Below are 25,343 nucleotides of genomic sequence, written 5' to 3'. Positions count from 1 at the left end.
ATATATTATAAGGAGTATAGTGTTCTATTATCCACGAAATTGTATCTTTTATTGTTTCATATAAAGGTCGAGGACTATAATCTAATTCTTTTTGAGCTTTTTTATGAGAAAATTTATAATATTTATGTAAAGCATGAATACTATAAGGACTTAAATATAATTTTTGTTCCAAATTATCAATAATATTTGTTATATTACTTTTAGTTGTAGAAAAGTGTTTTGCTAAATAGTTAAAAAATGAAGTATTTTTATTTAAAATTAATCGGATGGTATATCCATCCGATTAATTTAATTAAAAATAAGCTTCTTCTCCAAATTCTGATTTGTCGAGCCCTTCTATTTCTGCTTCACCACTAACTCTAATAGGAGTTGCTTTATTAATTAGCCATAATGCCCCATATGTAAAGATAAAAGCATAAATAGAAACAGCAGTCACAGCGATAAACTCTTTCCAAAAAAACGAAGCATTTCCATATAAAAAACCGTTAGCTCCATTAGCATTTACAGTTTTTGTGGCAAATAATCCTAATAGAATTATTCCAAGATATCCGCCAACTCCGTGAACTCCCCATACATCAAGAGCATCATCCCAACCTTTTTTGTTTTTATAATAAACAGCAGCATAACTTACAATTGAAGCTATTATTCCAATTAACATTGAAGATTGTATGGTAACATATCCAGCAGCTGGAGTAATAGTTGCTAATCCTGCAACAGCTCCTGTTAACATACCTAAAATTTTTGGTTTTTTTTCAAAAATCACAGCTAAAATTAGCCATGTTATAGCAGCAAAAGATGCTGCAACATCAGTATTTAAAAAGGCATTTGCAGTAACTGCATCAACTCTTAGTTCACTACCAGCATTAAATCCATACCATCCAAACCATAAAAGTCCTGTACCTAAAGCGACAAGGGGAATACTATGAGGTTTTGTATTTGCATTTTTCCTTTTTCCTATAAAAAAAACCGAAGCTAAAGCAGCAGCACCAGCACTTGCATGAACTACAATACCCCCAGCAAAATCTAAAACACCCCACTTTTGAAATAATCCTCCACCCCAAACCATGTGGACTAATGGGAAATATACAAAAATTAACCAGATAGTTAAAAATATCATATAAGCTTTAAATTTTACTCTATCGGCAAAAGCACCAGTAATAAGAGCAGGAGTTATAATAGCAAACATCATTTGGTAAGCAACAAATACAATCATTGGAATACCGGTGTTAGCTCCAAATGGTGTTGTAACGGAAATACCATGAAGAAATAAATATTTTGAATTACCAATTATTCCACCAATATCATTTCCAAAACTCATTGTAAATCCAAATGTTACCCATAAAATAGTAGTCCATCCCATTGAGACAAAGCTTTGCATCATAATGGTTAAAACATTTTTTCGACTAACCAACCCTCCATAGAAAAATGCAAGACCAGGTGTCATAAGCATTACTAAACTTGTAGCAAGTAACATAAAAGCAGTGTTTCCAGTATCAAACATTTTTTTCACCTCTTTTTTTTAGAATTTTTTGTGAATAATATAGCATACATAAATATTATAGCTCATATAATTAATCAATATCAATGAATAAAATAAAAAATTTTTATTACTATTTGAATCACAATATCTTAGAAAATAATATAGTTATATATATATGTGTGTAATATCTATTTTCTTGATAAATATTAATGTATATTTTTTGTAAATTACTATTTTTAAAAAAATATTACTAATACTATATAGTTTTATCAATGGAATTTTATGTGTATTTTTAAAGTTTGGTTAAATAAAGTCGATTTTATATAAAGTAATGGACTTACTATAGTTTTATATGATAAAATAGAATAAAAAGATAAAAACACAAGTGAAAATTCTATAGTCGGGGGTGGTTGTAGTGCGTAAAGTTGGTATTTTGGTATTTTTGATTATGAGTATTGTTATATTGGCAGTGAATTCTCCAAAACAGCCGGTTTTGTTTTTCAGGATTGACGATTCTATAAGAGATTTGCCAAATAACATAAGTTATTTACTGAATTTGGCATTATATGAAAATGTAGATTCTGAAACGAATTTTTCTTTTTTTGATTCGAGATTTTCATATGATTTTTATCCTGAAGATAATGTTTATGCAGTTGAAGTTGCAGTCTCTGCAGCAAGAATTTTAGGGTTAGAAAAAGAAATTTTGGAAAAATATTCATTATCTTCACCTGCTTTTAATGATATTAAAACAAAGTTAGAAAAATCATATGTTCAAAAAGGATATGATTTTTCAAGAAATTTTGGATATTTAGAGTATATGAATAAATATTTTATTAGTAAAATAGGATTACCATTATTGGATACAAATAATCCTTTAAATAAATTAAAAAAAATAGATGTAATAAAAGTTATAATAAAAATTTTTACTGTTGAATCATTAAATAAGGGTTGGAATTTTGGATATTATATTCCTATGACAAATACGAATAATTTAGTTAGTTATTCAGAAAAGTTGAATGCCAGGTTAAACATAAATACAGGAATAAATACACCTGAAGATGTAGGATATTTATCTGTTTTTGAAAGGTATTTTTTAATAAAAGTTGAAGGTAAAATTATTCCGGTGATAAAATTACCGTATTTTGAAGGGGATAATATCTTCGATGGTAATGAATACATAAATAGAAAATATTTCTATTCATTATTGGCTATTATTTTCGGGAAAGATCCAGAACAAGTTCCTGATAAAGATTTAATACCAGTAAGGACATTAAATAATATGATTTCATATTTGCCAAAATCATCATTAAAAGGAGAACCGGCTTTATTTGAAATAAAGAAACCGTATATTTCAAAAATAAAATCAATAGAACCATATACATTTTCAAATGATGTTGTGAAATTTGATATAGAAAATGGAGAGTTAATTACTTTAGATAATTCTAAGATTACAGTAAAGACAAATTACTATATTGAAAATATTATTGAAAATACTTCACAAACCAAAACGTTAAAAAGACAAAAAGAAGAATATTTTAATGGAAAAACATTTTCGATGAATTATAAATATTTAGATAAAAAAGATTTTCATAAAGAATCATTTGAGTTTTTGAGTTCAGGAACTATTAAGAAGAATAATAATGAAGTGTGGATAATAAATGTAAATCATGAATATAATCCAAAAATAAAAATACCAAATAACTTAGTATTAGCAGATAAATTTAAGATTGATGCAAATAATATAAAAGTAAAATGGTATTCTGTAGACGTTGAAACAATCTCTAAAATGAGACATTTGATAAAAAGAAGACTTTCAGAAATTCCAGAAAAGTATAAAAAATTGCATAAAGAAGTAAGTGCAGAAGAGATTCCAGATGCTATAGGGGTTCTCTTTAAAACTAACGTAGATTATATTTATAGAACAAAAATAATAAAATCTGATTATATAAATGCAGATGTGGAATATTTCAAAGTAATAGATAGATTAAATGCAGAAAAAAAATATGCAACATTATCATCATTAAATACTTTTTTAAGTAATTATAACAACTATTTTGAAGCTGTAAATAAAGATGAAGAGCATACGTTTATTTCATATTGGAAAGATGTAAGGAATAAATTAAATGAAATGAAAGTATTGAATGAAGCATATTTTGTACCAGAAGCAAATGTAAAAATTGATTTAACAGAAGAAAAGTTTATTCAAAGGCCGAAGGATATGACAATGTATTTCTGGACATTTTATGGTGGGAAGTTAGTTTCTTTTGAGCCAGCAACATATAGATTATTCACACAGAAATTTGTTGAACCATTTAAATTTAGTCCGGATGCTTTTTTGTATGTTAAATATAAGGATGGAACAATAAAAAGTGGTAAGATGAGTAAAGAGGGTAAAAAATTATTATATAATGATAGTGAAGAATATTTAAGAGATATGTTGCTCTGGTTTCAGATAGCTTTAAAAGTTGATGAATATGGGAATCAATATATGGAAATAGTTTATGTTATAGCTGAAGAAATATAATTAAAGGGGCTAATGCCCCTTTTTGGAGGTAAATATGAAGAAAATACACATTTTTTGGAGTGTAGTTATAATCATAATTGCATTATTTCTTTTTTTAAAACCAGTTAAAATTCAGATCACATTAGAAGTTCCAGATAGTTTAAAAGGTTTAAATTATGTAATAAAAATAAAAAACAGGGAATATAAAAACTCCGCAGAATTATGGATATTCCCTGGAAAATACAATGTAGAAGTAGAATTGAGTGATAACAAAATAATAAGGGAACTTAAAGTTCCCTATTTTGTGTTTTCTAAAAGAAAATTCCAAATTTCATTAGAAAAGCCTATTATAAATGTAGATTATGAAAGAAAAGATTATGATGAAATTTGGATATATTTAAACTGTGAAAACTATAAATTGGATTATTGGAAGATATATTTTGATGGTAAAGAATATCAAACATCGTTAGCGGTTTATAAGTTATTTGTATCACCTTATGTGAATGGTAACTTGAAAGTTAAAGGATATATTCAAAACAAGATAATACATGAAAAAGATTTCAATTTACAAGCACCACTGTCAGAAATAAAAGATTATAAAATAAAAATAGATGATTATATAAATATATCCTTAGAAATAAATCATAAAATGATAGATCCTATAAAATATGAAATATATAAAAATAATGAATTTATTGAATCTATTAACAAAAAGATATATAAGGACAAGTTTACATATGATGAAGTTTTATATAAAATAATACCTGTGTATCCATCTGGATATAAAGGGGAAGAAATAAAAATTATAAAACCAAAATTACCAGAAATACCAGAGAAAATAAATAAAAAAGAAGTTAAAATAGATATAGGAAATATAATATTAAATGGAAAAGAATATAATTCTGAAAACTTTGTTGAAGGTGAAAATAATTTAATCATAAAAATAAATAATAAAGTTTCATGGTATAAAAAAATATTTCTTGATACAACTCCACCAAAATTAGAAAGATTTTCATTAAAGTATAATAAAACATATAACTTAAGTTTATTTTCGAATGAAAAAGCAAAATATAAATTAATTACCAAAGAAAGTACATATACTTTCGAAGGAAATACATTTGATTTTATATCTTTGGGTAAAGAAGCAACTTTATTGGTATATGATGAATTGAATAATGTATCAAAGCCAATATTACTAAAATTAAATCCTTTTCCAGAATATACAATAAAGGAGTTTGATAACAGTGTATCTCTAAAATTCGAAAAAAATTTTGTATCGGAATTTTGTGAATTGCGAATTTTAGATGAAGCGAATACATTAATTACTAGAATAAATATAAAAAAATTGAATGAATTTTCATTTTCAAACTTTTTACCCGGGAAAGAATATAAATTTGTATTATATATAGATGAAAAGTTTAATAAAGAAATCTATAATAAAATATTGCCACCCATATTACCTGTGGTAAAAAGTATTGAAAATAAGGAAGTGGGAATTTTTGAAATATCATTCTTGGATGATTATAAATACAATTTTTATAAAGTTGAGTTTAAAAATTATACAGATAAAGGAAATTTTTCCGGTAAAACTTTGAAATTAAAAATACCTCTTGAAATTCTCACTAATGAAGGAACATTAATTTTATGGCGAGAATTTAAAGGGTTAAAAACAGAAGAACTTAAATTTAATATAAAGGATAACTTTTTATTTGGGAAAAAATTATATACTTCATTGAAAACAGTAAATTCATATAATTCGCCATATATAATTTCTAATGATATAAACATTGAAAAGTTAGATGTAGAAGGTGTAGTAAGAATATATGTTTTTCCCGAAAAAAGTATTATAATAAATGGGTCAATAAAATTTAAAGATAATAATTCCAAATTGATAATAAGGCCTGTAAAAGATACTTTTGAAAGCATAATATTAAATTCAGGTAATTTAAAAAACACAGAGATATATAATGCAAATGTGGGAATTGTTATTAATAATACATTCAATTTATATAATCTAGTCATAAAAAATTGCAAAACCGGCATTTATGAAAAAGGTTTTTCTGGAGAAGCATATAATGTAATAATTTCTGATAATAGAACAGGTATGGAAATTGTTGATGGGGATATAGAAATAAAGAACTCATTGTTTTTTGATAATGAAACGACATTTAGAATTTATAATTCAAAGGCTTATTTATACAATCTGTCTGTGGCAGACTCTAAGCTCGATATAGATTTGTATAATTCGGATTTAAAAATAAAAACGTCTGATTTTTTAAATAGTATTGAGTCAATAAACAGTGCTTATAGTAATTTATATATTAACACAACAACATTTAAAAATAATGATAGGACAATAAAATCCAGAGAAGATAAAAGTTTATTAATCCAAAAAGTGGAATTTATTAATAATAAAATTTCTTTAGATATATTTAAGTCACCATTTAATATAGACTCGTCAAAGTTTGTTAATAATGAAAAAAGTTTAAATGTTTTTAATTCAAATAATGATAAGAAATTTTTAATAAAAAATACCCTTTTTGAGAATAATAAAATAGATATATATATCGAAGGTAGTAATGATGTATATTTGGAGAATACCAAAGTAACAAATTTTTATGATGGGAATATTGAGTCAACATGGATTAATGAGAGAGGTAAAATACTAAATAGAGGGAAAATTATATTTAAAGGAGGAACGAAATGAAAGCAATAATTTTAGCAGGTGGTTCAGGTGAAAGATTCTGGCCATTAAGCACATCTAAAAAACCAAAACAATTTTTAAAAATTTTTTCAGAGAAGTCTTTAATTAGAGAAACGTTTGAAAGATTAAATTATAAATTAGAACCAAAAGATATTTATGTAGTAACAGCTGAAAATTATAAGGAAGAAACATTAAATGAAATACCAGAATTAAACGAAAAAAATGTATTATTGGAACCAGTTGCAAGAAACACAGCTCCCGCATGTTTTTTAGGAACATTAGTTGCGGATGAAAATGAGGTTGTTTTTATTTTACCTGCAGATCATTATATACCAAATAAAGAAAAATTCTGGAAAACAGTTGAAAGTGGGATTTTAGCTGCTAAAAAATATAATGGATTGATTACAATGGGAATTAATCCAACAAGACCAGAAACAGGATATGGTTATATAGAAGCAGAAAATGAATTGGGAAATAGTATAATGAAAGTAAGAAATTTTAAAGAAAAACCGGATTTTAATACTGCTTTAAAATATTTAAAAGAGGGAAATTATTATTGGAACAGCGGTATGTTTTTTTGGAAAAAAGAAGTATTTTTAGATGAAATGAAAACATATAATGAAGATATATATAAAGATATGAAAGATTTAGATCCAAATAATATTGAATTATTACATAAAAAATATCAAAGTATCAGAAAAATAAGCATTGATTATGCATTAATGGAAAAATCAAATAGAGTATATATGGTGAAAGCGGAATATGAATGGTCAGATGTGGGTAATTGGGTTTCGGTAAGAGAAATGGAAGGTTATTCTGATAACAATGAAAACGTGCATCTGGTTGATAGTAAAAATGTATATGTCAAAACGGATAAAAATGTAGGAATAGTAGGATTAAAGAATATTATAGTAATAGACACAGAAAATGGATTATTAATAGCAAAAGAGGATAAGATAAATGATATAAGGGAAATTGTAAAGCAATTAAGAGAAAAAAAAGAATTCTAAAATTATAAAAATATCTAAAATTTAGAAGCATGGATTTTTTAAATCCATGCTTTTTTGATATAATTTTTTTGTAATAAATAATTAAAAAAAGATATTTATAATTTTTAGTAAAAGTAAGCTTTAAATGGTAAATAAAAAAAGTAGAAATGGACATCAGAAAAAGGAGGGAAAAATGATGAGTATAAAAACAAAAGTATGGATATTAGTAGGAGTTTTATTAATATTTCAGTTGACTATGTTTTTAATAAGTAACTATTCCTTTTCTAATATTTTGAACAATGAAAAACAAATAGGAGAAAAATATGTAGTAAATATGAAAAATATAGGTATATATGCAACAGAATTTATGGAAGCAAGAAAATTGGTAGCTGAATATCTCGCATTTAATAATGAAAAATTAAAATTGGATGCTGAAAATAAAATGCAGGAAACAGTACAAAAAATTTCTAATATGATGTTAGATAATGATTTAAAAGATATAAAGAAAAAGGCAATAGAAGATATGTCATCATATTTGAATTTATTAAAAAGTTATAAATCTATAGATGATATAAAAAAAGATGCAAAAAATTTTAAAACTATTGGAGAAAATGCTATAAATTCTTTTAATGTTCTTCAAAAAGAGATTGATAATAAAACCAATGAAATAATTAATTCTAATTTTATATTGATAAAAAAATCTAAAACAATGGGAATTATAGTTATGATATCATCTTTAATTATAGGAATATTAGCTTCAATGATTTTAATAAATGCTATTATGAAAACATTAAATATATTAATGAGATATGCAAAAAAATTATCAGAAAAAGATTATACTGTAAAAATCCCTGAAGTAAAAAGCAATGACGAATTTGGGCAATTAATTAGAATATTTAAAGAAATGCATAGACAATTAATAAAAGATATGAAACAGTTAAAAAGTGAAAGTGTTACCTTAACATCATCAATGCACGAAATAGTTAATGAGATGAATGTTTCATCTGAATCTTTACAGGATACAACTTCTGCAGTAAATAATATTTCAACAGAAATGGAGAATATGACAGCAGCTATTGAAGAAACAACAGCATCTGTTCAAGAGATATCTTCTGCGACAAAATTAATTGCAGATAATGCAACAGAAGCAGCAGAATTCGGACATGTATCTACAGAAAAAGCAGAAAAAGCAGGTAATATAGTAAGAGAAGCTATAAATAAAATGGTTGAGATAACGGAAATAACTAGGGAAATAGAAGAAGTGGTTTCCCGTTTTAATGTAAGTGCAAAAAAGATAAATGATTTTGTTGATACTGTAGCAAATATTGCAGAACAAACGAATTTATTAGCGTTAAATGCAGCAATAGAAGCAGCAAGAGCAGGTGATGCAGGTAAAGGATTTGCGGTTGTTGCAGATGAGGTTAGGGTATTGGCGGAGGAAAGTAGAAAAGCTGCAGATGAAATAAGAGAAGTTGTTGAAGGAATACAAACAGTTTCAAATGAGGCAATGGATGTATCTAATATTATTAATGAAAAAGTTAAGGAAGGTTCTGAACTTTCAGAAGATGCAGGAGAAAATCTTGAAGGAATATTAAAAGCTATAAAAGATATAACAACTAGATTAGAAAGTATTGCTGCAAGTGTCGAAGAGCAGACAGCATCAGTTGATGAAATTGCTACCGCAATGACAGAATTATCAGAAAATGCCACAAAAATAAACGCATCAGTTCAAGAAATAAATGCAGCAACGGAGGAACAAACTGCAAATATTGAAAATGTTACAGCTGAAGCGAATAGTATGATAGAACTTTCAAATAGATTGATGGATATTGTTGAGCAATTTAAATTAGAATAATATTTAATTAGAATAATATTTAACGTAATAAAAATATAAATAATAAAATTTTGGTGGTGGGACTTTGATAAAAAAAATAATGTTGTTAGTTGTTTTGTTATTAGTGTCAATAATGTTTCCAATAAAAATAGGAATATATTATAACCCGCCTAAAATAATAGATGGAAAGACAGGAATTTTTCCAGAAATATTAAATTACATATTTAAAAAAGAAAATATTGAATACAAATATGTTTTTGATACATTCTCTAACCTGTTTAAAAAGCTTGATAACAACGAAATTGATGCAATTGCATGTGTTGGATACTCTATTTGGAGAGAAGAAAAATATGAATTTAATAATGAAGCATTTATGTCGGATTGGGCTGTAGTTTATATTAATAAAAATAGTAAAATAACAAATATTTTCGATCTTAAAGGTAAAAAAATAGGTGTGTTAAAAAAAGATATATATTATGAAGATGATGAATATGGAATAAAAAAGAAATTGGAAAATTTTGGTATAAAAGCAAAATTTATAGAATATTATACATATGATGCAATTTTTAATGCCCTTTTTAAAAATGAAATAGATGCCGGTGTTGTAAATAGAACATATGGATTATTAAATGAACAAAAATACCATCTTATACCAACTGATATAGTTTTTTCTCCAATAAAAGTTTTAATGCTGCTTAGAAAAAATTATAAAGAAAAGGATAGAATAATAAAATTAATAGATTCTAATCTTAAAAATTTAAAAGAAAATAGAGATTCAATATATTATGAAATATTAAACAAATATTTATATGTGGAAAAAATTTTTAAAATTCCAGAATGGATAAAGATGTCTATGTATCTGGTATTATTTGTGTTAATAGTGTTTATTGTTGATCATTATATATTGGTAAAGTTAGTTGAAAAGAGGACAAAAGAATTAAGGAGAATGAACATACTTCTTAGTGTGAAAAATGATGAGTTAAAATCGTTAAATGAGGAGATTGCTGCCCAAAATGAAGAATTAGAAAGTTTATATATAAACAATGAGAAGTTAAAAGATTCTTTAAAATTATTAATAAGACTTATGTCTGATATTGGAAAGAGTGAATATATTTCAGAAGAAATATATATAACTAAATTAATAGAAGCTTTTAGATTTATTAACCCATATGTTGAATATATTAAATTCGAAAAAATAGATGAAAAAAATGTATTATTAAAAATTGGAGAATTAAATGATGATTTAGAAATAATAAAATTAGATTTAGATTTTGATGATGAGCTAGATTATTATATTGAACTAGGTTTTAGAAAAGAAAAAACTGGATCTGAGTATGCTTATGAAATTTTAGAATCATTTAAAACATTGGCTTATGCATTTTATAAAATAAGAAATGAAGCAAAAATAGAAGAGAAATTCAGAGAAGATATTATTAAATCATTAGTGTCTTTTTTAGAATTACATGATGAGTATACAAAAAATCATTCACAAAAAGTAGCGGAATTATCTAAAAGGATAGCAGAAAAAATGAATTTAGATAAAGAAATGCAAAAAAAGATATATTTAACAGCTTTATTACATGATATAGGAAAATTAATTATTCCTCTTGATATATTAAATAAGAAAGCTAAGTTGTCTGATGAGGAATATAATCAAATAAAAATGCATCCAATATATGGATATAACGCTCTAGTAAAGATTGAAAGTTTAAAAGAAATAGCTATCGGAATTCGTCATCATCATGAAAGGTGGGATGGGAAAGGATACCCAGATGGATTAAAAGAGGATGAAATTCCGCTTGTTTCACAAGTAATTGCTTTAGCGGATGCATGGGATGCTATGAATTCAAAAAGAGCATACAGAGATGTTTTAAAAAAAGAGGTGGCTATTGAAGAAATAAAAAAGAATTTAGGAAAGCAGTTTTCTCCAAGAATAGGAAAGATTTTTTTGAAAATTATAGCGGAGGAATAATTTCCTCCGCTATATTATAGTTCTTTTCCAGTTGCCAAAATGAACAAATGCCCATGCAAGTATCATCGCAAGAATATTGCTAATAATCATAGCGTAAAAAATTCCCATGAATCCCCAATTATTTGCCATAATAGCGATTAATGGTATTCTTATTCCCCATAATCTTGTAATATTAATTATCATAGATTGTCCTGTTCTTCCTGCGCCGACAAGTGTGTTTACAAATACACTCATAGACGAGAAAAAGGGCAGAGAAAAAGAAACATAGGTAAAGAAAATATTTCCTATATTTATAACTTCAGGATCATTTATGAAAAATTTAGTTAAATGTCCCCCAAAGAAAAAAGTTAAGGTGCTTAAAATAGAAATTATGCTAAAGTTAATAATAAAAGCAATTTTAACGGTTTTTTCGGCGTTTTTAATATCATTAGCACCCAAAAATTGACCAATCATAGTTGTAACAGCAGCACTAATACCAAAAGATATCATAGTAATTAAATTGATTATTCTATTTCCAATACCATATGCACTAACAACAGTTGGTCCAAAAGTAGAAACGAATTTCATAATAACAGCAAAACCTATAGAGGTAATAGTGAAACTCATCGACCCTGGAAAACCAATAGATAATATTTTTCTTATTAAAAAAGGGTCATATTTCAAATCGTGAACATGAACTTTGAAACCTCTTTCTCCTTTAAATACCAAATAAGAAGATACAAGGCCAATAAAAATACGTGAAATTGTGGTAGCCCATGCAGCACCAACAACCCCCATTTTTGGAATTGGTCCTAATCCAAATATCATAATAGGATCTAAAATTGTATTTATTATTGTGGAATAAAACATCATATGCATTGAAAATTTCGAATCGCCCCACCCTCTTAAAATTGCACCAGATATATTAAATAAAAAAGCGAAAGGCATTCCTAACATAATAACATTAAAATATTTAATAGCATATGGTACGACATTTTTACTATTTTCACCAGCTATAGAAGTTATAATAGGAGATGAAGACAAAATTCCGGATAGTGCTAAAGCTATACCTAAAATAATAGAAATCAAATAAGCTTGCCCTGCAGTTTTTTGAGACATTTTTTTATTTTTTGCACCGGTATACTGTGAAACTAATGCAACTGTTGCATTAGAAAACCCAATAGTAAAAGAGATAAATACAAAAATGATAGGCCATGTAATTGTAGTAGCTGAAAATTCAATTTTCCCCAATTTTCCTAGGAAATAAGCATCAACTATGTTATACATAGTTTGCATTAAATTAGAAATAATCATAGGCCATCCTAAAAGAAAAAGAGACATAATAATAGAATTATTAAAAATATCAACTTTGTTATTATTTTTATTGTTGGCCATGGTATCCTCCTTGGTTCGTCTTGCTAACTAATTATAACATAAAATAGGTTAAGTGTCAATAAGAGCCATAATGGTCGTCATTCTTCCTGTATTTCCTTCTTTTCTATATGAAAAAAACAGATCAGTATTTGAATAAGTATCTATATTTGATATTAATATATTTTCTTTTTTTATACCAACCTCTATTAGAGAAATTTCAATAGCTTTCCAAATATTAATAAGGAATTTTTCTTCATTTTTTGGTTTGATAACCTCTTTCCCGAATTTTTTTTCAAATAATGTTTTAACATCTTTTCTTACTTCAAAACTTTCGGGACCAATAGAAGGACCTAAGGCAATTAAAATGTTTTCTGGTTGAGAATTAAAGACACTTTTCATTTTTAGAATAGTTTTTTTTCCAATTTCTTTAATTGTACCCTTCCATCCAGAGTGCGACACCCCAATGACCTCGTTTATTGGGTCATAAAAATATATTGGGGTACAATCAGCATATAATGTAAATAAAAATATATTCTTTTTGTTAGTTATTAAGCCGTCTGCATTTTTTACCTTTTTGTCAAATAAAAAATTTCTAGATTTATATGAGTCATTAACAATTAATATATTATCTTCATGAACTTGATCTGAAAGAACAATATTTTTTGTATTTATATTTAGAATTCTACATAATTTTAAATAATTTTTATATACTTCTTCTAAAGATGTGGGAGTATTAATTCCAAGATTTAAATCTTTGCCATTATATCCAGTTTTTCTCGTAGTGAATAAATGAAATAAATTCCTATATTTCTCAAATATAGGAATAGTTAAATAACAAATATCCTCTTTTTGTTTTAAAACAAAATTACCTAAATTCATATTATCACCTATACGAATTATACCATTAAAATTGTATTTTTTAAATATTGTTAACAAAACTAACTATTTTTTGTTGTATAATATTGTTTGTAAAACAAACAAATGGAGTGATAAAATGAGAAAATTGTTATATTATACACTTTTAAGTAGTATTGCACAATCTATATATAGAATTGTTTTTAATCTTTTTTTAAGAGATATAGGATTTAATAATGCATTTATTAGCCATATAACCTCTTTAGAAATGGTTGGATCAGCATTTTTAGGATTGTTAATCGGAGTACTGGGAGATAAATTTGGTAAAAAGTTAATGTTAATTATTTCTTCTGTAACTTTTGCAATTATAACTTTTTTAAGAATTTCAATACCAACAGAATCTATATTAATTTACACAGCATTGATAAATGGTGGAGTATTAACTTCAAGAATGATATTACTTAATTCATTAATTGTTGATATTACAACACATGAAAATAGAGGAAAGTATTTTGGATATAATTTTGGACTTTTTATGGGAAGTGGATTAATAGGGAACTTGATAGGTGGGGCATTAGGTGAAATAGTCGGATTTAATGTGGCATTATTAATAACTGGGATTACACATTTGGCTTCTAATTTCTTTCTATTATTGGTTCACGAAAACAAACAGCATCACTCTCAAGTGTCAATTAAAGAAATTTTTAATCTCAAAGAATTTAATAAATTACAGGGCCATATAATAAAAATACATTTGATTAGAACGTTTTTAATAGGATTTGGAGCCGGGCTATTTGTTAATTTTGGAAATATTATTTTTAAAGATCTGTTTAATATGCAGCCAACTATTATAGGGGTAGCTCTAGCTATTGCTCAGTTTGGAGCTTCATTAGGTTCAATATTTTCATCGAAACTTTCAAAAAAGTTTGGAGCATATCAATTTACTTTTTTATTAAATATGCTTGTTATACCATTAATAATATCATTTGCTTATGTAAGGGATCCATATTTATTTACTGTTCTTTATGCTTTAAGGTTTTCTTTTATGAATATGACAAATCCGGTTTCTACAACTATTATAATGAGTTATATACCTCAGAATAAAATAACAACTATAAGCAGTATCAGGAATTTTCTTAATTTCATAGCTAGATCATTTGCTGCTCTAATATTTGGATATATAACCTCATTTTCCGGAGGGTATACATACTTGTTTTTAATTAGTGCATTATTTTATTTTATTTCATTGTTACTTTTAAGAAATTTATTTAAACCTATTTTAAAAGACGAAGTATTCCTAAAGTTATATGAAAAGCCAATAAAATAATTATATATCTTCTTTTTCTATTATTTCTATAAATGCGGATACAACCTTCCCATCAAATTGTTTCATTGATAAGCGCTTTAATTCAAAGATAGCTTCTTTTTTTGTAAGTGGTTTTTTATAAGGTCTTTTGCTGATCATTGCATCAAAGCTATCAGCAACAGCTAATATTCTTGACTCTAAAGGAATATTTTCTCTGAGCAAACCATCTGGATATCCTGTTCCATCCCATCTTTCATGATGGTGGCGTATGATTTTTGAAATATCCGCCATTTCTTCAACTTTATCAATTAATTCTTCTCCTTTTACAGGATGAAGTTTTATTTTTTCATATTCTTCTGGAGTCAATCTTCCGGACTTATTTAATATAGTTTGAGGAATAAAAATTTTTCCTATATCATGTAACACGCCAGCCCAATATATTCTTTCTATTTTTTCTTTATCCATATTCATTTTTTCAGCAACCAACGAAGCCCAATTTGCAACTCTTTCAGAATGACCTCTAGTATAATCATCGTAATATTCCAAAGCTTTTACCAGAGTCAATGCAATATCTTTATGGAATTTTCCTTCTTGTTTTATAAAATTTAGCATTTTTAAAAAACCCGCAAAAGTTTTACCAAAATAATCCATAATTTTTGTATGATAATCTTCAAATCTTTTTGTAGACTCGTTTTTGTGAATATCTAAAGTTATAATACCAAAGGTTTCACTATTAAAGATAATAGGAGTAATAAGAGTTTCTTTTAAATTTCCACCTAATTTATGAAATTCATTAAATAAATCTTCAGACATTCTATATTTATTAACATTATGAATTTCTTTTATTATTTTAGATTTTTCGGGAACAATAAGATCCTGCTTTTTTAACTTTAATTCATTAATTTTATTATAATCATAACCTCTGGCATAAACCATTTTTGCATTATCATCGTTAAATAAAAATATTGAGCCATTTTTTGCAGGTTCTATTATTTCAATAGCTAAATCTAAAACTTTTTTTTCAAAATCTTTCTCCATTAATTTTGGTGCAGCAAAGAATGAAGACAATTCAAGGATTTTTATTATAGAAGAATTTAATTTTTCTATTTTTTTATAAGAATCTTCTAACTCTTTATTAGCACTGTCTAAGTCTAAATTTAAACCTTTTAATTCATTTTCTTTTTCTAAATATTTCTTCTTTAAGGTTTTTCTGTCAATAAAGAGTGTAATAATAATAGAAGTTACGACAAGTAAAAATAAAAGGATATAATAAAAGATCCCATTTTGAAATGAGATTGTTTTATCTATATTATTTCCAAATATAGTGATATTAAAAAACACAACTGCGACTATGAGAGTATCTTTTTTCATCAATCCACCAACCTTTATAAAAAAAGGGGGGATACCCCTTATTGATTTAAATCAACACTATTTAAAGTAAAAACAGCAGAATTTTGAGTTATATTTGTAGAATCGGTACCATCTAAAGGTCCTCCAAAAGTAATTGATGAGAATAATATAACAAACAAGAAGGTTAAAATAACTATTGTTTTAGTAATTTTTTTCATAGTATCACGCTCCTTTCAAAGTTTTCAATTATATTATACATGATTCCATATGATTTTCAAGTTCATATGGTTTTGAAAGATAGAGTATAAGTTGTTTTTAACAACTTAAAAATATGCTATTTTGTAACATTTATATTTTTTATTTAATAACTTCCCATATTCGGAAAAATATAGTATAATAGTAAAAAAAGGAGTTGAAGTATGAGAAAGAAAAATCAGGAAATTTTCCATATTTTAGCATATTATGGGTCATTTGCAAAACCTTTTTTAAACTTAATGATATTAAAAACTACTCACGATGGTTGGCATCACCTTTTTAAAAGTTTGGAATATGACTGGAAACGAAATAGAAAAGAAGCTTTAATAGAAATAGAAAAGGGTTTAATACATAATAATTCAAAAACATTACATTATATACTTTTAGCAAAAAAGTTATCTTATCTATTTTTAATAAAAGACTATGATAATGCTAAAAATCTTTATTTTTATCTAAAAGAAAATTATTCGAAGATTCCAAAAAATTCCAGAAAAATAGTTTCTTCTGTTTTGATTAATATAGAAAATATAATGGAATGGAATGAAAAAACAAGACTTTGGGGTAAAATATATGAATCTGATCCTTCAACAGAAGCATTTATTTATTTGGGAAAGGCGAGAAAGAAAATAAAAGGAAAAGAATATGAAGATGCATGGAAATATTTTGAAAAATCATATAAATTATCAAAAGAAATTCCTCATAGAGTTGGAATAATTAATTCTTTAAATGATTGGTCATGGTATTTAAAGTCATTTGACTTAGAAAAAGCGATATATCTTTCAAAAAAATTGATGTATTATACTGGATATTATTTTGAAAATAACATGAATTATTTTGATATTTTCGATACATTTTTTGAAGTGAATAATGAAAATATTGGGAAATTATACTCATATGCTCCAATAATCTCTTATTATTGGGGAAGGTTGCCAGAAAAAGGAAAAAGGAATTCAAAAGAAAATTATGTTTCAATGTTTAATTATTTAAAAAAGTTTGTAGTTACAAAAGAATCTTCATATAAAATTACTGAAGAATTGAGAACTTTTATTAAAAATTATATAGTTAATATATCAGAAGTATCAAAAAAAATAAATATTTCGAGGAAAAGTCTTTCAGCTATTATAAACGGAAAAGTAAAAGAGATAAAAGGAAATACAATTAGGAAACTTATTGTAGGTTTGAATATTACACCAGATATATTTTCACCTTTTGCAATAATAAATGAATATGGTAAATTATATTTTGAAAAAGAATTCAATAAAGTTGTGATAAAATTAAAAGAAATGGATTTTGAAAAAAGAAAAAGACTTTTTGTTCATATGTATATAGCAAGCTTAAATAAACCAAATGTAATATTAAGTGATATAAAAGATTTAACCTTTAGCGATGACTTTTATGTGAAATGGTTTATAATAGAAATGTTAAAAGGTAATGAATTTATAAATGCAAGAAAAGAATTAGCAAGGCATTTCTTTGAAAGAATGAAAAAGTCCAGTTATAATGAATTTATAGCTAACTATTTTAATTTAAATAAAAAAGAAAAGAAGTTGATGGATATATTTGTAAGAAATTATTCTAGATATGATATCAAGTGGAATATCAGAATAGAATTACCAGAATTTTTAATAAGGATTGTTGAAAAATATTCTTTAAAAAAAATGCCGACAACTCTTTCGTATTGGTATTATGAAAATGGTGCTGATAGAAGAAAATTATTAAATATTTTAACCAAATTTTAGGAGGGAGCAAGCATGGGAGTAAAGATTGGTATTATAGGGGCTGGTAGTGCAGTATTTTCTATGAGGTTAGTTGCTGATATTTGTAAAACTCCAGAATTATCAGGAAGTGTTATTAGCTTAATGGATATTGATGAAGAAAGGTTAAATGCAGTTCATTTGCTGGCAAGTAAAATTGTAGAAGAATATGGTTCTGATATAAGATTTGAGAAAACAACAAGTCTTGAAAATACAATTAAAGATTCTGATTTTGTAATAAATACAGCTATGGTTGGTGGACATGATTATCTGGAAAAAGCGAGGAAAATTGGCGAAAAATATGGATATTATAGAGGTATAGACACACAAGAGTTTAACATGGTTTCAGATTATTATACAATATCAAATTATAATCAATTAAATTTTGCATTTAATGTGGCCAAACTAATAGAAAAACTTTCTCCTAATGCATGGCTTATCCAAGGAGCAAATCCTGTTTTTGAAATTACAACATTAATTTCAAGAGAAGTTCCAATAAAAATGATTGGAGTATGTCATGGGCATTATGGTGTAAATGAAATTATAGAAAAGTTAGGATTAGATTATAAATTAACCGATTGGCAGGTTGCAGGATTTAATCATGCAATTTGGTTGAATAAATTTGAATATAAAGGCGAAGATGCATATCCATTGTTGGATAAATGGATAGAACAAAATAAAGAATTTAACCCTCGAGACCCGTTTAATGATCAATTGAGTCATGCGGCAATAGATATGTATAAATTTTATGGTATGTTTCCTATTGGAGATACAGTTAGAAATAGTTCATGGAAATATCATTATAATTTAGAGGAAAAGAAAAAATGGTATGGTGAACCATGGGGAGGAGCAGATTCTGAAATAGGATGGAAATGGTATCAAAATATGTTAACTGAAGTTACTAAAATAATTAAAGATTTTGCAAAATTAGTGTATGAGAATCAAGATAAAAAGCTTTCAGAACTTTTTGAATTATCTTTATCAGGAAACGCTTTAGAAGGGCATTTTGAAGAAGAAATAAGAAAAATATTAGATCCAGATAAATTTAGCGGAGAACAGCATATTCCATTTATTAATGCTATAGTTAATGATAAGAAAGTAAAATTAGTTTTGAATATAATGAATTCTGATATTATAAATGAAATACCCGGAGATGTTGCTGTTGAAGTGCCAGTATTAGTTGATAAAAATGGTATTCATCACGAAGAAATTTATCCCAAATTAAATCGTAGAATAATTAAATATTATCTTTACCCTAGGATGATACGAATGGAAATGGCATTAGAAGCATTTTTAAGTGGAGATATAAAAATACTTGAAGAGTTTTTAATCAGAGATAGAAGAACTACTTCATATGATCAAGTGAAATCAGTGTTAAAAGAAATTATGGAATTACCAGAAAATGCTGAAATGAAAAAACATTATCGTGGAATTTGAGGTGGAAATTATGAATGAAGTATTGATAAGTTCTCCTATTTTTGTTGAGAAGGTTTGGGGAGATAAAAAATTAAATGAATTGTTTAAAAAGAATGGCATGGATAAAATAGGTGAAGTGTGGTTATTTTCTGGTGTTGAAAAATATGAAACTGAATTAATAGGCTTAAAGAGTGGAAAAAGTTATGGTAGGCCATCTAAAATGATAAAAGAATTATTGGGGAAAGATTTCCCTCGTATTCCATTATTGCTAAAGTTAATATCAACAACCCAATGGTTATCGATTCAGGTTCATCCAGACGATAAGTTTGCTAATGAAATTGAGAATGAGCCATGGGGAAAAACAGAAGCATGGTATTTTTTAAATGAGAAAAATGAAATATTTATTTCTAATGATATTAAAAAGAATATTAAAGCAATAGAAGAACAAAAATGGGAAGAGATTTTTAAACCAACTATTTTAAATAAGAATGATTTATTATTTATACCAGCAGGGGTTGTTCATACATTAGGTCCAAATTCTATGTTGCTAGAAATACAACAAACATCTGATTTAACATATAGATTGTATGATTGGGGAAGACCTAGAGAAGTTCATATAGAAAAGGGTAAAAAATTTTTAAAAGATAGTCCATTTGTTATAGCAAATTCACCTGAAGAATTTAAAACACAATATTTTAATATTAAAAAGGTTAAAAATGAAATAATAAAAGGTTTTGGTATTTTCGTGTCTTTCAAAGATTTTAAAACAATAGTTATTCCAAAAGGATTAGATTATAAGGTTGAAGAATTTGGATTGTTATTTTTTCTTTAAATTTGAAAATATCGAACTAAATGCGATTAGATATAAAGTAAGGCGTTAAAGCCTTACTTTTTTTACTTTACCTTAATATAATTAGTTGAAATACTGCTTGAATTATTGCCAATAAAGTTTTATAATTACTTTGAATAAATTTGCAAGGAGGACAAAAAAATGGATTTTTCTAATTTTATAGCTTTTTTTTCTAATAGTGGGTTTGCGTTTTTTACATGGCAACATCTGTTGATGATTGTTATTGGTTCTATTTTAATTTATATAGCAATAGTGAAACACGCCGAACCATTATTATTAATACCAATTGGATTTGGCATTATTTTAGCAAACATACCGCCTGAAGTTACAGGGATATTGACACCTCCATCAGGGGATCAAGTGGGAGGTCTGTTATGGTATATACAAAAAGGTATGTTTTTAGGTATCTATCCACCTTTAATTTTTCTTGGTATAGGAGCTTTAACGGATTTTTCATATTTAATAGCAGATCCAAGATTAATTTTTTTAGGTGCAGCAGCACAAGTTGGAATTTTTGGTACATTTATTGTTGCAAATTTAATGGGCTTTGATATAAAAAGTGCAGCATCAATTGCAATTATTGGTGGTGCTGACGGACCAACATCAATATATCTTGCTTCTAAATTTTCTCCCGAATTATTGGCTGTTATAGCTATTGCTGCGTATTCATATATAGCGTTAATACCAATATTACAACCTCCTGTTTCAAAATTATTAACTACAAAAGAAGAAAGAAAAATAAGAATGAAAAAAATGAGACACGTTACTCAAAAAGAAAAGATAATATTCCCCATTGCTACAACAATAGTTGTTGCATTGTTAGTGCCAAAAGCTTTATCTTTGGTAGGTTTATTAATGTTAGGTAATTTATTAAAAGAATCTGGAGTAACAAAAAGGTTAGCTGAAGCAGCATCTAGGTTTATATTAGATTCTGTAACAATACTTTTAATGCTTTCGGTAGGAAGTACTGCAAGGGCAGATATTTTCTTAAAACCAGCCAGTTTAAAGATATTTTTATTAGGAGCAGTAGCTTTTATTATTGCGATGGTATCTGGGATTTTGTTTGCGAAGTTAATAAATGTATTTACGAAGGATAAAATAAATCCATTAATAGGTGCTGCAGGTGTATCGGCTGTACCTGATTCAGCGAGGGTTGCACATACGATAGCGCAATCAGAAGATGCAGGTAATTTTATTTTAATGCATGCTATGGGACCAAATGTTGCCGGAGTTATTGGTTCTGCTGTTGCAGCAGGTGTATTCTTGTCGATACTTTCATAACGAGGTGGAATTTAAATGGCTAAAAAAAGTTATAAAGTAGAAATTAATTACTCTTTTTGTAAAAATTGTGGTATATGTTATAATGTCTGTCCAACTAAAACTTTGGGTTCTGCTGAATTGGGGAAACCAATTGTGGTAGACATAAATAAATGTATCGGTTGTTTGATGTGTGAAAGGTTATGTCCTGATATAGCGATTAATGTTGAGGAAGTTGAAAAGGTGGTTGAAACTAATGGGTAGAATAGTTTTTATGCAGGGAAATGAAGCAGTAGCATTAGCAGCTATTAAAGCGGGTTGTAGATTTTTTGCGGGATATCCTATAACACCTTCAACTGAGGTTGCCGAAACAATGGCAAGAGAATTACCAAAAGTTGGTGGGAAGTTCATTCAAATGGAAGATGAGATAGCGAGTGCTGCAGCAATAATAGGTGCATCTTTAGCGGGTGTGAAATCTATGACAGCAACGAGTGGTCCAGGTTTTAGTTTAATGCAAGAAGCATTGGGATACGCTACGATGACAGAAACTCCTTGCGTGTTTGTTGATGTTATGAGAGGTGGTCCGAGTACAGGATTACCTACAAAACCATCTCAAGGTGATTTAATGCAAATTAGATGGGGAAGACATGGTGATCAACAAATAATAGCATTATATCCATCAACAGTGGAAGAAGCTTATAAATATACAATAAAAGCATTTAATTATGCAGAAACATATAGAACACCTGTTGTTTTGGTTATGGATGAAACATTAGGACATATGAGAGAAAGTTTTTATTTGAGCGATGAAGACGAAAATCCTGAAATTATTCAAAAAATGACAGAATCAGAGATAAAAGAAGAAGACTTATTTCATCCATTTGGATTTCAAGAGGAAAGTTATCCTGTTAACCCATTAATAGAAATGGGTAAAGCAAGATTCCATGTTTCCGGTCTTGTTCATGATGAAACAGGATTTCCAGTTGGTTCAACACATGTAGCGGATAAGGTAATAAAACATCTTGATTCTAAAATTAGATTATATGCTGAAGAAATTGCTATATATGATGAATATATGACAGATGATGCAGAAATAATTGTTGTTGCGTATGGGACTGTAGCAAGAAGTGCCATGAAAGCTGTAAAGATGGCGAGAGAAGATAGAATCCCTGTTGGATTATTTAAACCAATTTCAATATGGCCTTTTCCAGTTTCAAAAATGAAAAATATATTGAGAAAATCTCAAGCTGTAATAATTGCTGAAATGAACCTTGGACAAATGGCTTTGGAAATTTCTAGGGTTAATAAATTTGGTAAACACCTTGAATTAGTTAATAAAGTAGATGGCAATTTAATCAGTCCAAGGGAAATTTTAAATTCCATAACAGCAGTTTGGAGAAGAATAATAGAGTTTTAATAAATACCCTGCGTTAATGCGGGGTATTTTTTTAAATACAAATAAAAAAAATATATAAGCATTTGAAAAAATAAAAGTTTTATGGTAAAATATCTTTAGAAAACGAAATAAAGGGGGCTGAACTATCCATGGAAGTTTTAAAAGTTGGACATTCTTCATCACCAAACAAAGTAGCTGGTGCTATAGCAGGTGTTTTAAGTAAAACAGATGAAGTTGAAATTCAAGCAATTGGGGCGGGAGCTGTAAATCAAGCAGTTAAAGCTATTGCTATTGCGAGAAGATTTGTTGAAACTCGTGGAAAAAAACTTTTTGTGGTTCCAGGATTTGTAGAAGTAATAGTTGGTGAAGAAAAAAGAACAGGTATAAAATTTAGAGTATTTGCTGAAATTTCTGAGGAAAAAGCGGAAGCTTAATAGAGGAGAAGCCTGTAAGTGATAGATAATAAAGTTATTAATGAAATAGTTACCGCGTGTATAAAAGACGCGCGGATTTTTTCTATAGTTAAAGATATAGCAAAATTGAATAAAAGTGAGAGGTTAAAGTTGAGAAGAAAAGCTTCGATGATTTTAAAAAAAGAAAAAACAGTAGATAAAGAAGCTTTAACTTTTTATTTTGTGATAACTGAAGGTGAAGTAGTAGAGGAGATTTTAAGGAGGATAAAAGATGGAGAAAAAGAAAATGCCTAAATATGTAGGTGGTCAGGCTGTTATAGAAGGTGTAATGATGAAAGGTATAAATACTGTTGTTGCAGTAAGAAGAACAGATGGGAAGATTCAGGTAAAAAGATTGAAAGAAAATTCTTTTGGGTGGCTTGAAAAAATTCCTTTTATAAGAGGTTTTTTTGTTTTGTTAAAAGCTATGATTATAGGTATGGAAGCATTATCGTATTCTGCAAATGTCTCTGGTGAGGAAGAAATAACCAAAAAAGATATGATAATTTCAATCTTATTGGCTTTTTTGTTTGCGATTGGTGGATTTGGTGTAGGACCAATGCTTGTAACCAAATTATTTAATATTCAAAATGAATTTTGGTTTTCACTTATAGAAGGTATAGTTAGAGCTTTCTTTGTTATATTATATATATGGGTAATTTCTTTATTTAAAGATATAAAACGTGTATTTGAATATCATGGTGCTGAGCATAAAACTGTATATAATTATGAAGATGGTAAAGAATTAAATGTTCAAAATGCAAAACAATATACAACGCTACATCCAAGATGCGGTACGAGTTTTTTAATAATAACAGTATTTGCTTCTATAGTTGTTTTTTCTATTACTGGAGCATTAGGATTTACAACGATATGGGAAAAAGTTTTAACAAGAATTATATTATTGCCAGTAGTGGCTGGTTTTGCATATGAATTTCAAAGATTTACTGCAAAAATAATTCATACAAGATTTGGTAGAATTTTGGCCTGGCCAGGTTTGGCTTTACAAAATATTACAACATCAGAACCAGATGAAAAACAGTTGGAAGTTGCAATTGTTTCTTTAAAATATGCATTGAAAGAAGAATTTGATGGTGAAGAAATTGTTGAAGTTTAAAATATTATCAATTGATTTTTAACAAAATATATATTATAATATAAATACCTTGGCTCAGATAATGGAGTAAACCTTATCTTGGCCAAAGGAATATGAATGCGGAGGTAGAGGAATATGTCAAGAGGATTAGACCCAGAAATCAAAAACAAAGTTATTGAAGAATTCAAAATTAATGAAAAAGACACAGGTTCAGTTGAAGTTCAAATTGCATTATTAACTGCAAGAATCAGACATTTAACAGAACATTTAAAAACACATTCCAAAGATTTTCATTCAAGAAGAGGTCTTATGAAAATGGTTGGTAAAAGAAGAAAAATGTTAAAATATTTAAAGAAAGAAAGACCAGAAGTTTATAAGGAATTAATTTCAAAATTAGGAATTAGAGGATAAAAAACAGCCTGCTAACGCGGGCTGTCTTTTTACTTCCAACTATTTAAATATGCAATTTGTTCTGGAGTTAATTCGTCAATTTCTATTCCCATTGTTTTTAATTTGATTTT

21 protein-coding genes are annotated in these 25,343 nt (G+C 27.2%); 16 read left to right on the top strand and 5 right to left on the bottom strand.

Annotated elements, in window-relative coordinates; all coding sequences use genetic code 11:
• Positions 1-292: 292 nt before the first annotated feature.
• Positions 293-1,501 (bottom strand): ammonium transporter, encoded by a 1,209-nt coding sequence (locus BUA62_RS01960; RefSeq protein ID WP_072862901.1) that lies wholly within the window; start codon positions 1,499-1,501, stop codon positions 293-295.
• A 394-nt stretch (positions 1,502-1,895) separates the two neighbouring features.
• On the opposite strand from BUA62_RS01960, the gene BUA62_RS01955 reads away from it, so the two are divergent.
• From BUA62_RS01955 to BUA62_RS01935, 5 genes are all read left to right on the top strand, one after another.
• Positions 1,896-4,004, top strand: a complete 2,109-nt coding sequence (locus tag BUA62_RS01955) for a hypothetical protein (RefSeq protein ID WP_072862898.1) — start codon at positions 1,896-1,898, stop codon at positions 4,002-4,004.
• Between the two features lie 34 nt (positions 4,005-4,038).
• On the top strand, positions 4,039-6,690 hold the full coding sequence (locus tag BUA62_RS01950; protein ID WP_072862896.1) for a hypothetical protein: 2,652 nt from the start codon (positions 4,039-4,041) through the stop codon (positions 6,688-6,690).
• Complete coding sequence (locus BUA62_RS01945) at positions 6,687-7,697, top strand: mannose-1-phosphate guanylyltransferase (RefSeq protein WP_072862894.1); 1,011 nt, start codon at positions 6,687-6,689, stop codon at positions 7,695-7,697. Before BUA62_RS01950 ends, BUA62_RS01945 begins: the two co-directional genes overlap by 4 nt.
• Positions 7,698-7,872: 175 nt before the next feature.
• A complete protein-coding gene (locus BUA62_RS01940) occupies positions 7,873-9,531 on the top strand; it encodes a methyl-accepting chemotaxis protein (RefSeq protein WP_072862892.1) in 1,659 nt (552 codons plus the stop codon).
• A 64-nt stretch (positions 9,532-9,595) separates the two neighbouring features.
• Positions 9,596-11,482 (top strand): HD domain-containing phosphohydrolase, encoded by a 1,887-nt coding sequence (locus tag BUA62_RS01935; RefSeq protein ID WP_072862890.1) that lies wholly within the window; start codon positions 9,596-9,598, stop codon positions 11,480-11,482.
• Between the two features lie 9 nt (positions 11,483-11,491).
• On the opposite strand, the gene BUA62_RS01930 is transcribed toward BUA62_RS01935, so the two are convergent.
• Complete coding sequence (locus tag BUA62_RS01930; RefSeq protein WP_072862888.1) at positions 11,492-12,856, bottom strand: MATE family efflux transporter; 1,365 nt, start codon at positions 12,854-12,856, stop codon at positions 11,492-11,494.
• 48 nt (positions 12,857-12,904) lie between these two features.
• Complete coding sequence (pgeF, locus tag BUA62_RS01925) at positions 12,905-13,714, bottom strand: peptidoglycan editing factor PgeF (RefSeq protein ID WP_072862885.1); 810 nt, start codon at positions 13,712-13,714, stop codon at positions 12,905-12,907.
• 115 nt (positions 13,715-13,829) lie between these two features.
• Here pgeF and BUA62_RS01920 point away from each other — a divergent pair, with 115 nt between their 5' ends.
• Complete coding sequence (locus BUA62_RS01920) at positions 13,830-15,017, top strand: MFS transporter (protein ID WP_072862883.1); 1,188 nt, start codon at positions 13,830-13,832, stop codon at positions 15,015-15,017.
• On the opposite strand, the gene BUA62_RS01915 is transcribed toward BUA62_RS01920, so the two are convergent.
• Positions 15,018-16,367 (bottom strand): HD-GYP domain-containing protein, encoded by a 1,350-nt coding sequence (locus BUA62_RS01915; RefSeq protein WP_072862882.1) that lies wholly within the window; start codon positions 16,365-16,367, stop codon positions 15,018-15,020.
• Between the two features lie 38 nt (positions 16,368-16,405).
• Entirely contained in the window at positions 16,406-16,564 is a 159-nt protein-coding gene (locus tag BUA62_RS11430; protein ID WP_159429487.1) for a hypothetical protein, read from the bottom strand.
• 201 nt (positions 16,565-16,765) lie between these two features.
• Here BUA62_RS11430 and BUA62_RS01910 point away from each other — a divergent pair, with 201 nt between their 5' ends.
• The 10 genes from BUA62_RS01910 (at position 16,766) to rpsO (ending at position 25,233) form a co-directional block, all read left to right on the top strand.
• Positions 16,766-18,340 carry a helix-turn-helix domain-containing protein gene (locus BUA62_RS01910; protein ID WP_072862880.1) on the top strand — a complete coding sequence of 525 codons (1,575 nt, stop codon included), beginning with the start codon at positions 16,766-16,768 and terminating at the stop codon, positions 18,338-18,340.
• A gap of 12 nt (positions 18,341-18,352) precedes the next feature.
• Positions 18,353-19,792: an alpha-glucosidase AglA gene (aglA, locus tag BUA62_RS01905; RefSeq protein WP_072862878.1), complete on the top strand. Its 1,440-nt coding sequence runs from the start codon at positions 18,353-18,355 to the stop codon at positions 19,790-19,792.
• A 10-nt stretch (positions 19,793-19,802) separates the two neighbouring features.
• Positions 19,803-20,603 carry a type I phosphomannose isomerase catalytic subunit gene (locus BUA62_RS01900; protein ID WP_072862877.1) on the top strand — a complete coding sequence of 267 codons (801 nt, stop codon included), beginning with the start codon at positions 19,803-19,805 and terminating at the stop codon, positions 20,601-20,603.
• Between the two features lie 159 nt (positions 20,604-20,762).
• Positions 20,763-21,902 carry a sodium ion-translocating decarboxylase subunit beta gene (locus tag BUA62_RS01895; protein WP_072862875.1) on the top strand — a complete coding sequence of 380 codons (1,140 nt, stop codon included), beginning with the start codon at positions 20,763-20,765 and terminating at the stop codon, positions 21,900-21,902.
• A gap of 15 nt (positions 21,903-21,917) precedes the next feature.
• Positions 21,918-22,142 (top strand): 4Fe-4S dicluster domain-containing protein, encoded by a 225-nt coding sequence (locus BUA62_RS01890; RefSeq protein WP_072862873.1) that lies wholly within the window; start codon positions 21,918-21,920, stop codon positions 22,140-22,142.
• A complete protein-coding gene (locus tag BUA62_RS01885; RefSeq protein WP_072862871.1) occupies positions 22,135-23,295 on the top strand; it encodes a 2-oxoacid:acceptor oxidoreductase subunit alpha in 1,161 nt (386 codons plus the stop codon). The genes BUA62_RS01890 and BUA62_RS01885 overlap by 8 nt, the downstream gene beginning before the upstream one ends.
• A gap of 128 nt (positions 23,296-23,423) precedes the next feature.
• Positions 23,424-23,708, top strand: a complete 285-nt coding sequence (locus BUA62_RS01880) for a stage V sporulation protein S (RefSeq protein WP_072862869.1) — start codon at positions 23,424-23,426, stop codon at positions 23,706-23,708.
• Between the two features lie 18 nt (positions 23,709-23,726).
• The gene (locus tag BUA62_RS01875) at positions 23,727-23,981 is read left to right on the top strand and encodes a hypothetical protein (protein ID WP_072862868.1); all 255 of its coding nucleotides are present in this window, start codon (positions 23,727-23,729) and stop codon (positions 23,979-23,981) included.
• Positions 23,959-24,843, top strand: coding sequence for a DUF1385 domain-containing protein (locus BUA62_RS01870; RefSeq protein ID WP_072862866.1), 885 nt, complete (start codon positions 23,959-23,961; stop codon positions 24,841-24,843). The genes BUA62_RS01875 and BUA62_RS01870 overlap by 23 nt, the downstream gene beginning before the upstream one ends.
• Before the next feature lie 114 nt (positions 24,844-24,957).
• A complete protein-coding gene (gene rpsO, locus BUA62_RS01865) occupies positions 24,958-25,233 on the top strand; it encodes a 30S ribosomal protein S15 (RefSeq protein ID WP_072862863.1) in 276 nt (91 codons plus the stop codon).
• The last annotated feature ends 110 nt before the right edge of the window (positions 25,234-25,343 follow it).

It is taken from the genome of Marinitoga hydrogenitolerans DSM 16785 (genome assembly GCF_900129175.1).
In the GTDB taxonomy this organism is placed as follows: Bacteria; Thermotogota; Thermotogae; order Petrotogales; family Petrotogaceae; genus Marinitoga; species Marinitoga hydrogenitolerans.
The sequence above is the reverse complement of the archived record's forward strand: the minus strand, read 5'-3'. Positions and strand labels throughout refer to the sequence as shown.

Coding starts and splice junctions, on each gene's coding strand:
- BUA62_RS01900 (WP_072862877.1), top strand. CDS start 19,803: ATGAATGAAGTATTGATAAGTTCTCCTATTTTTGTTGAGAAGGTTTGG.
- BUA62_RS01950 (WP_072862896.1), top strand. CDS start 4,039: ATGAAGAAAATACACATTTTTTGGAGTGTAGTTATAATCATAATTGCA.
- BUA62_RS01915 (WP_072862882.1), bottom strand. CDS start 16,367: ATGAAAAAAGATACTCTCATAGTCGCAGTTGTGTTTTTTAATATCACT.
- BUA62_RS01945 (WP_072862894.1), top strand. CDS start 6,687: ATGAAAGCAATAATTTTAGCAGGTGGTTCAGGTGAAAGATTCTGGCCA.
- BUA62_RS01880 (WP_072862869.1), top strand. CDS start 23,424: ATGGAAGTTTTAAAAGTTGGACATTCTTCATCACCAAACAAAGTAGCT.
- BUA62_RS01890 (WP_072862873.1), top strand. CDS start 21,918: ATGGCTAAAAAAAGTTATAAAGTAGAAATTAATTACTCTTTTTGTAAA.
- pgeF (WP_072862885.1), bottom strand. CDS start 13,714: ATGAATTTAGGTAATTTTGTTTTAAAACAAAAAGAGGATATTTGTTAT.
- BUA62_RS11430 (WP_159429487.1), bottom strand. CDS start 16,564: ATGAAAAAAATTACTAAAACAATAGTTATTTTAACCTTCTTGTTTGTT.
- BUA62_RS01885 (WP_072862871.1), top strand. CDS start 22,135: ATGGGTAGAATAGTTTTTATGCAGGGAAATGAAGCAGTAGCATTAGCA.
- BUA62_RS01870 (WP_072862866.1), top strand. CDS start 23,959: ATGGAGAAAAAGAAAATGCCTAAATATGTAGGTGGTCAGGCTGTTATA.
- rpsO (WP_072862863.1), top strand. CDS start 24,958: ATGTCAAGAGGATTAGACCCAGAAATCAAAAACAAAGTTATTGAAGAA.
- BUA62_RS01930 (WP_072862888.1), bottom strand. CDS start 12,856: ATGGCCAACAATAAAAATAATAACAAAGTTGATATTTTTAATAATTCT.
- BUA62_RS01940 (WP_072862892.1), top strand. CDS start 7,873: ATGAGTATAAAAACAAAAGTATGGATATTAGTAGGAGTTTTATTAATA.
- BUA62_RS01895 (WP_072862875.1), top strand. CDS start 20,763: ATGGATTTTTCTAATTTTATAGCTTTTTTTTCTAATAGTGGGTTTGCG.
- BUA62_RS01920 (WP_072862883.1), top strand. CDS start 13,830: ATGAGAAAATTGTTATATTATACACTTTTAAGTAGTATTGCACAATCT.
- BUA62_RS01960 (WP_072862901.1), bottom strand. CDS start 1,501: ATGTTTGATACTGGAAACACTGCTTTTATGTTACTTGCTACAAGTTTA.
- BUA62_RS01910 (WP_072862880.1), top strand. CDS start 16,766: ATGAGAAAGAAAAATCAGGAAATTTTCCATATTTTAGCATATTATGGG.
- aglA (WP_072862878.1), top strand. CDS start 18,353: ATGGGAGTAAAGATTGGTATTATAGGGGCTGGTAGTGCAGTATTTTCT.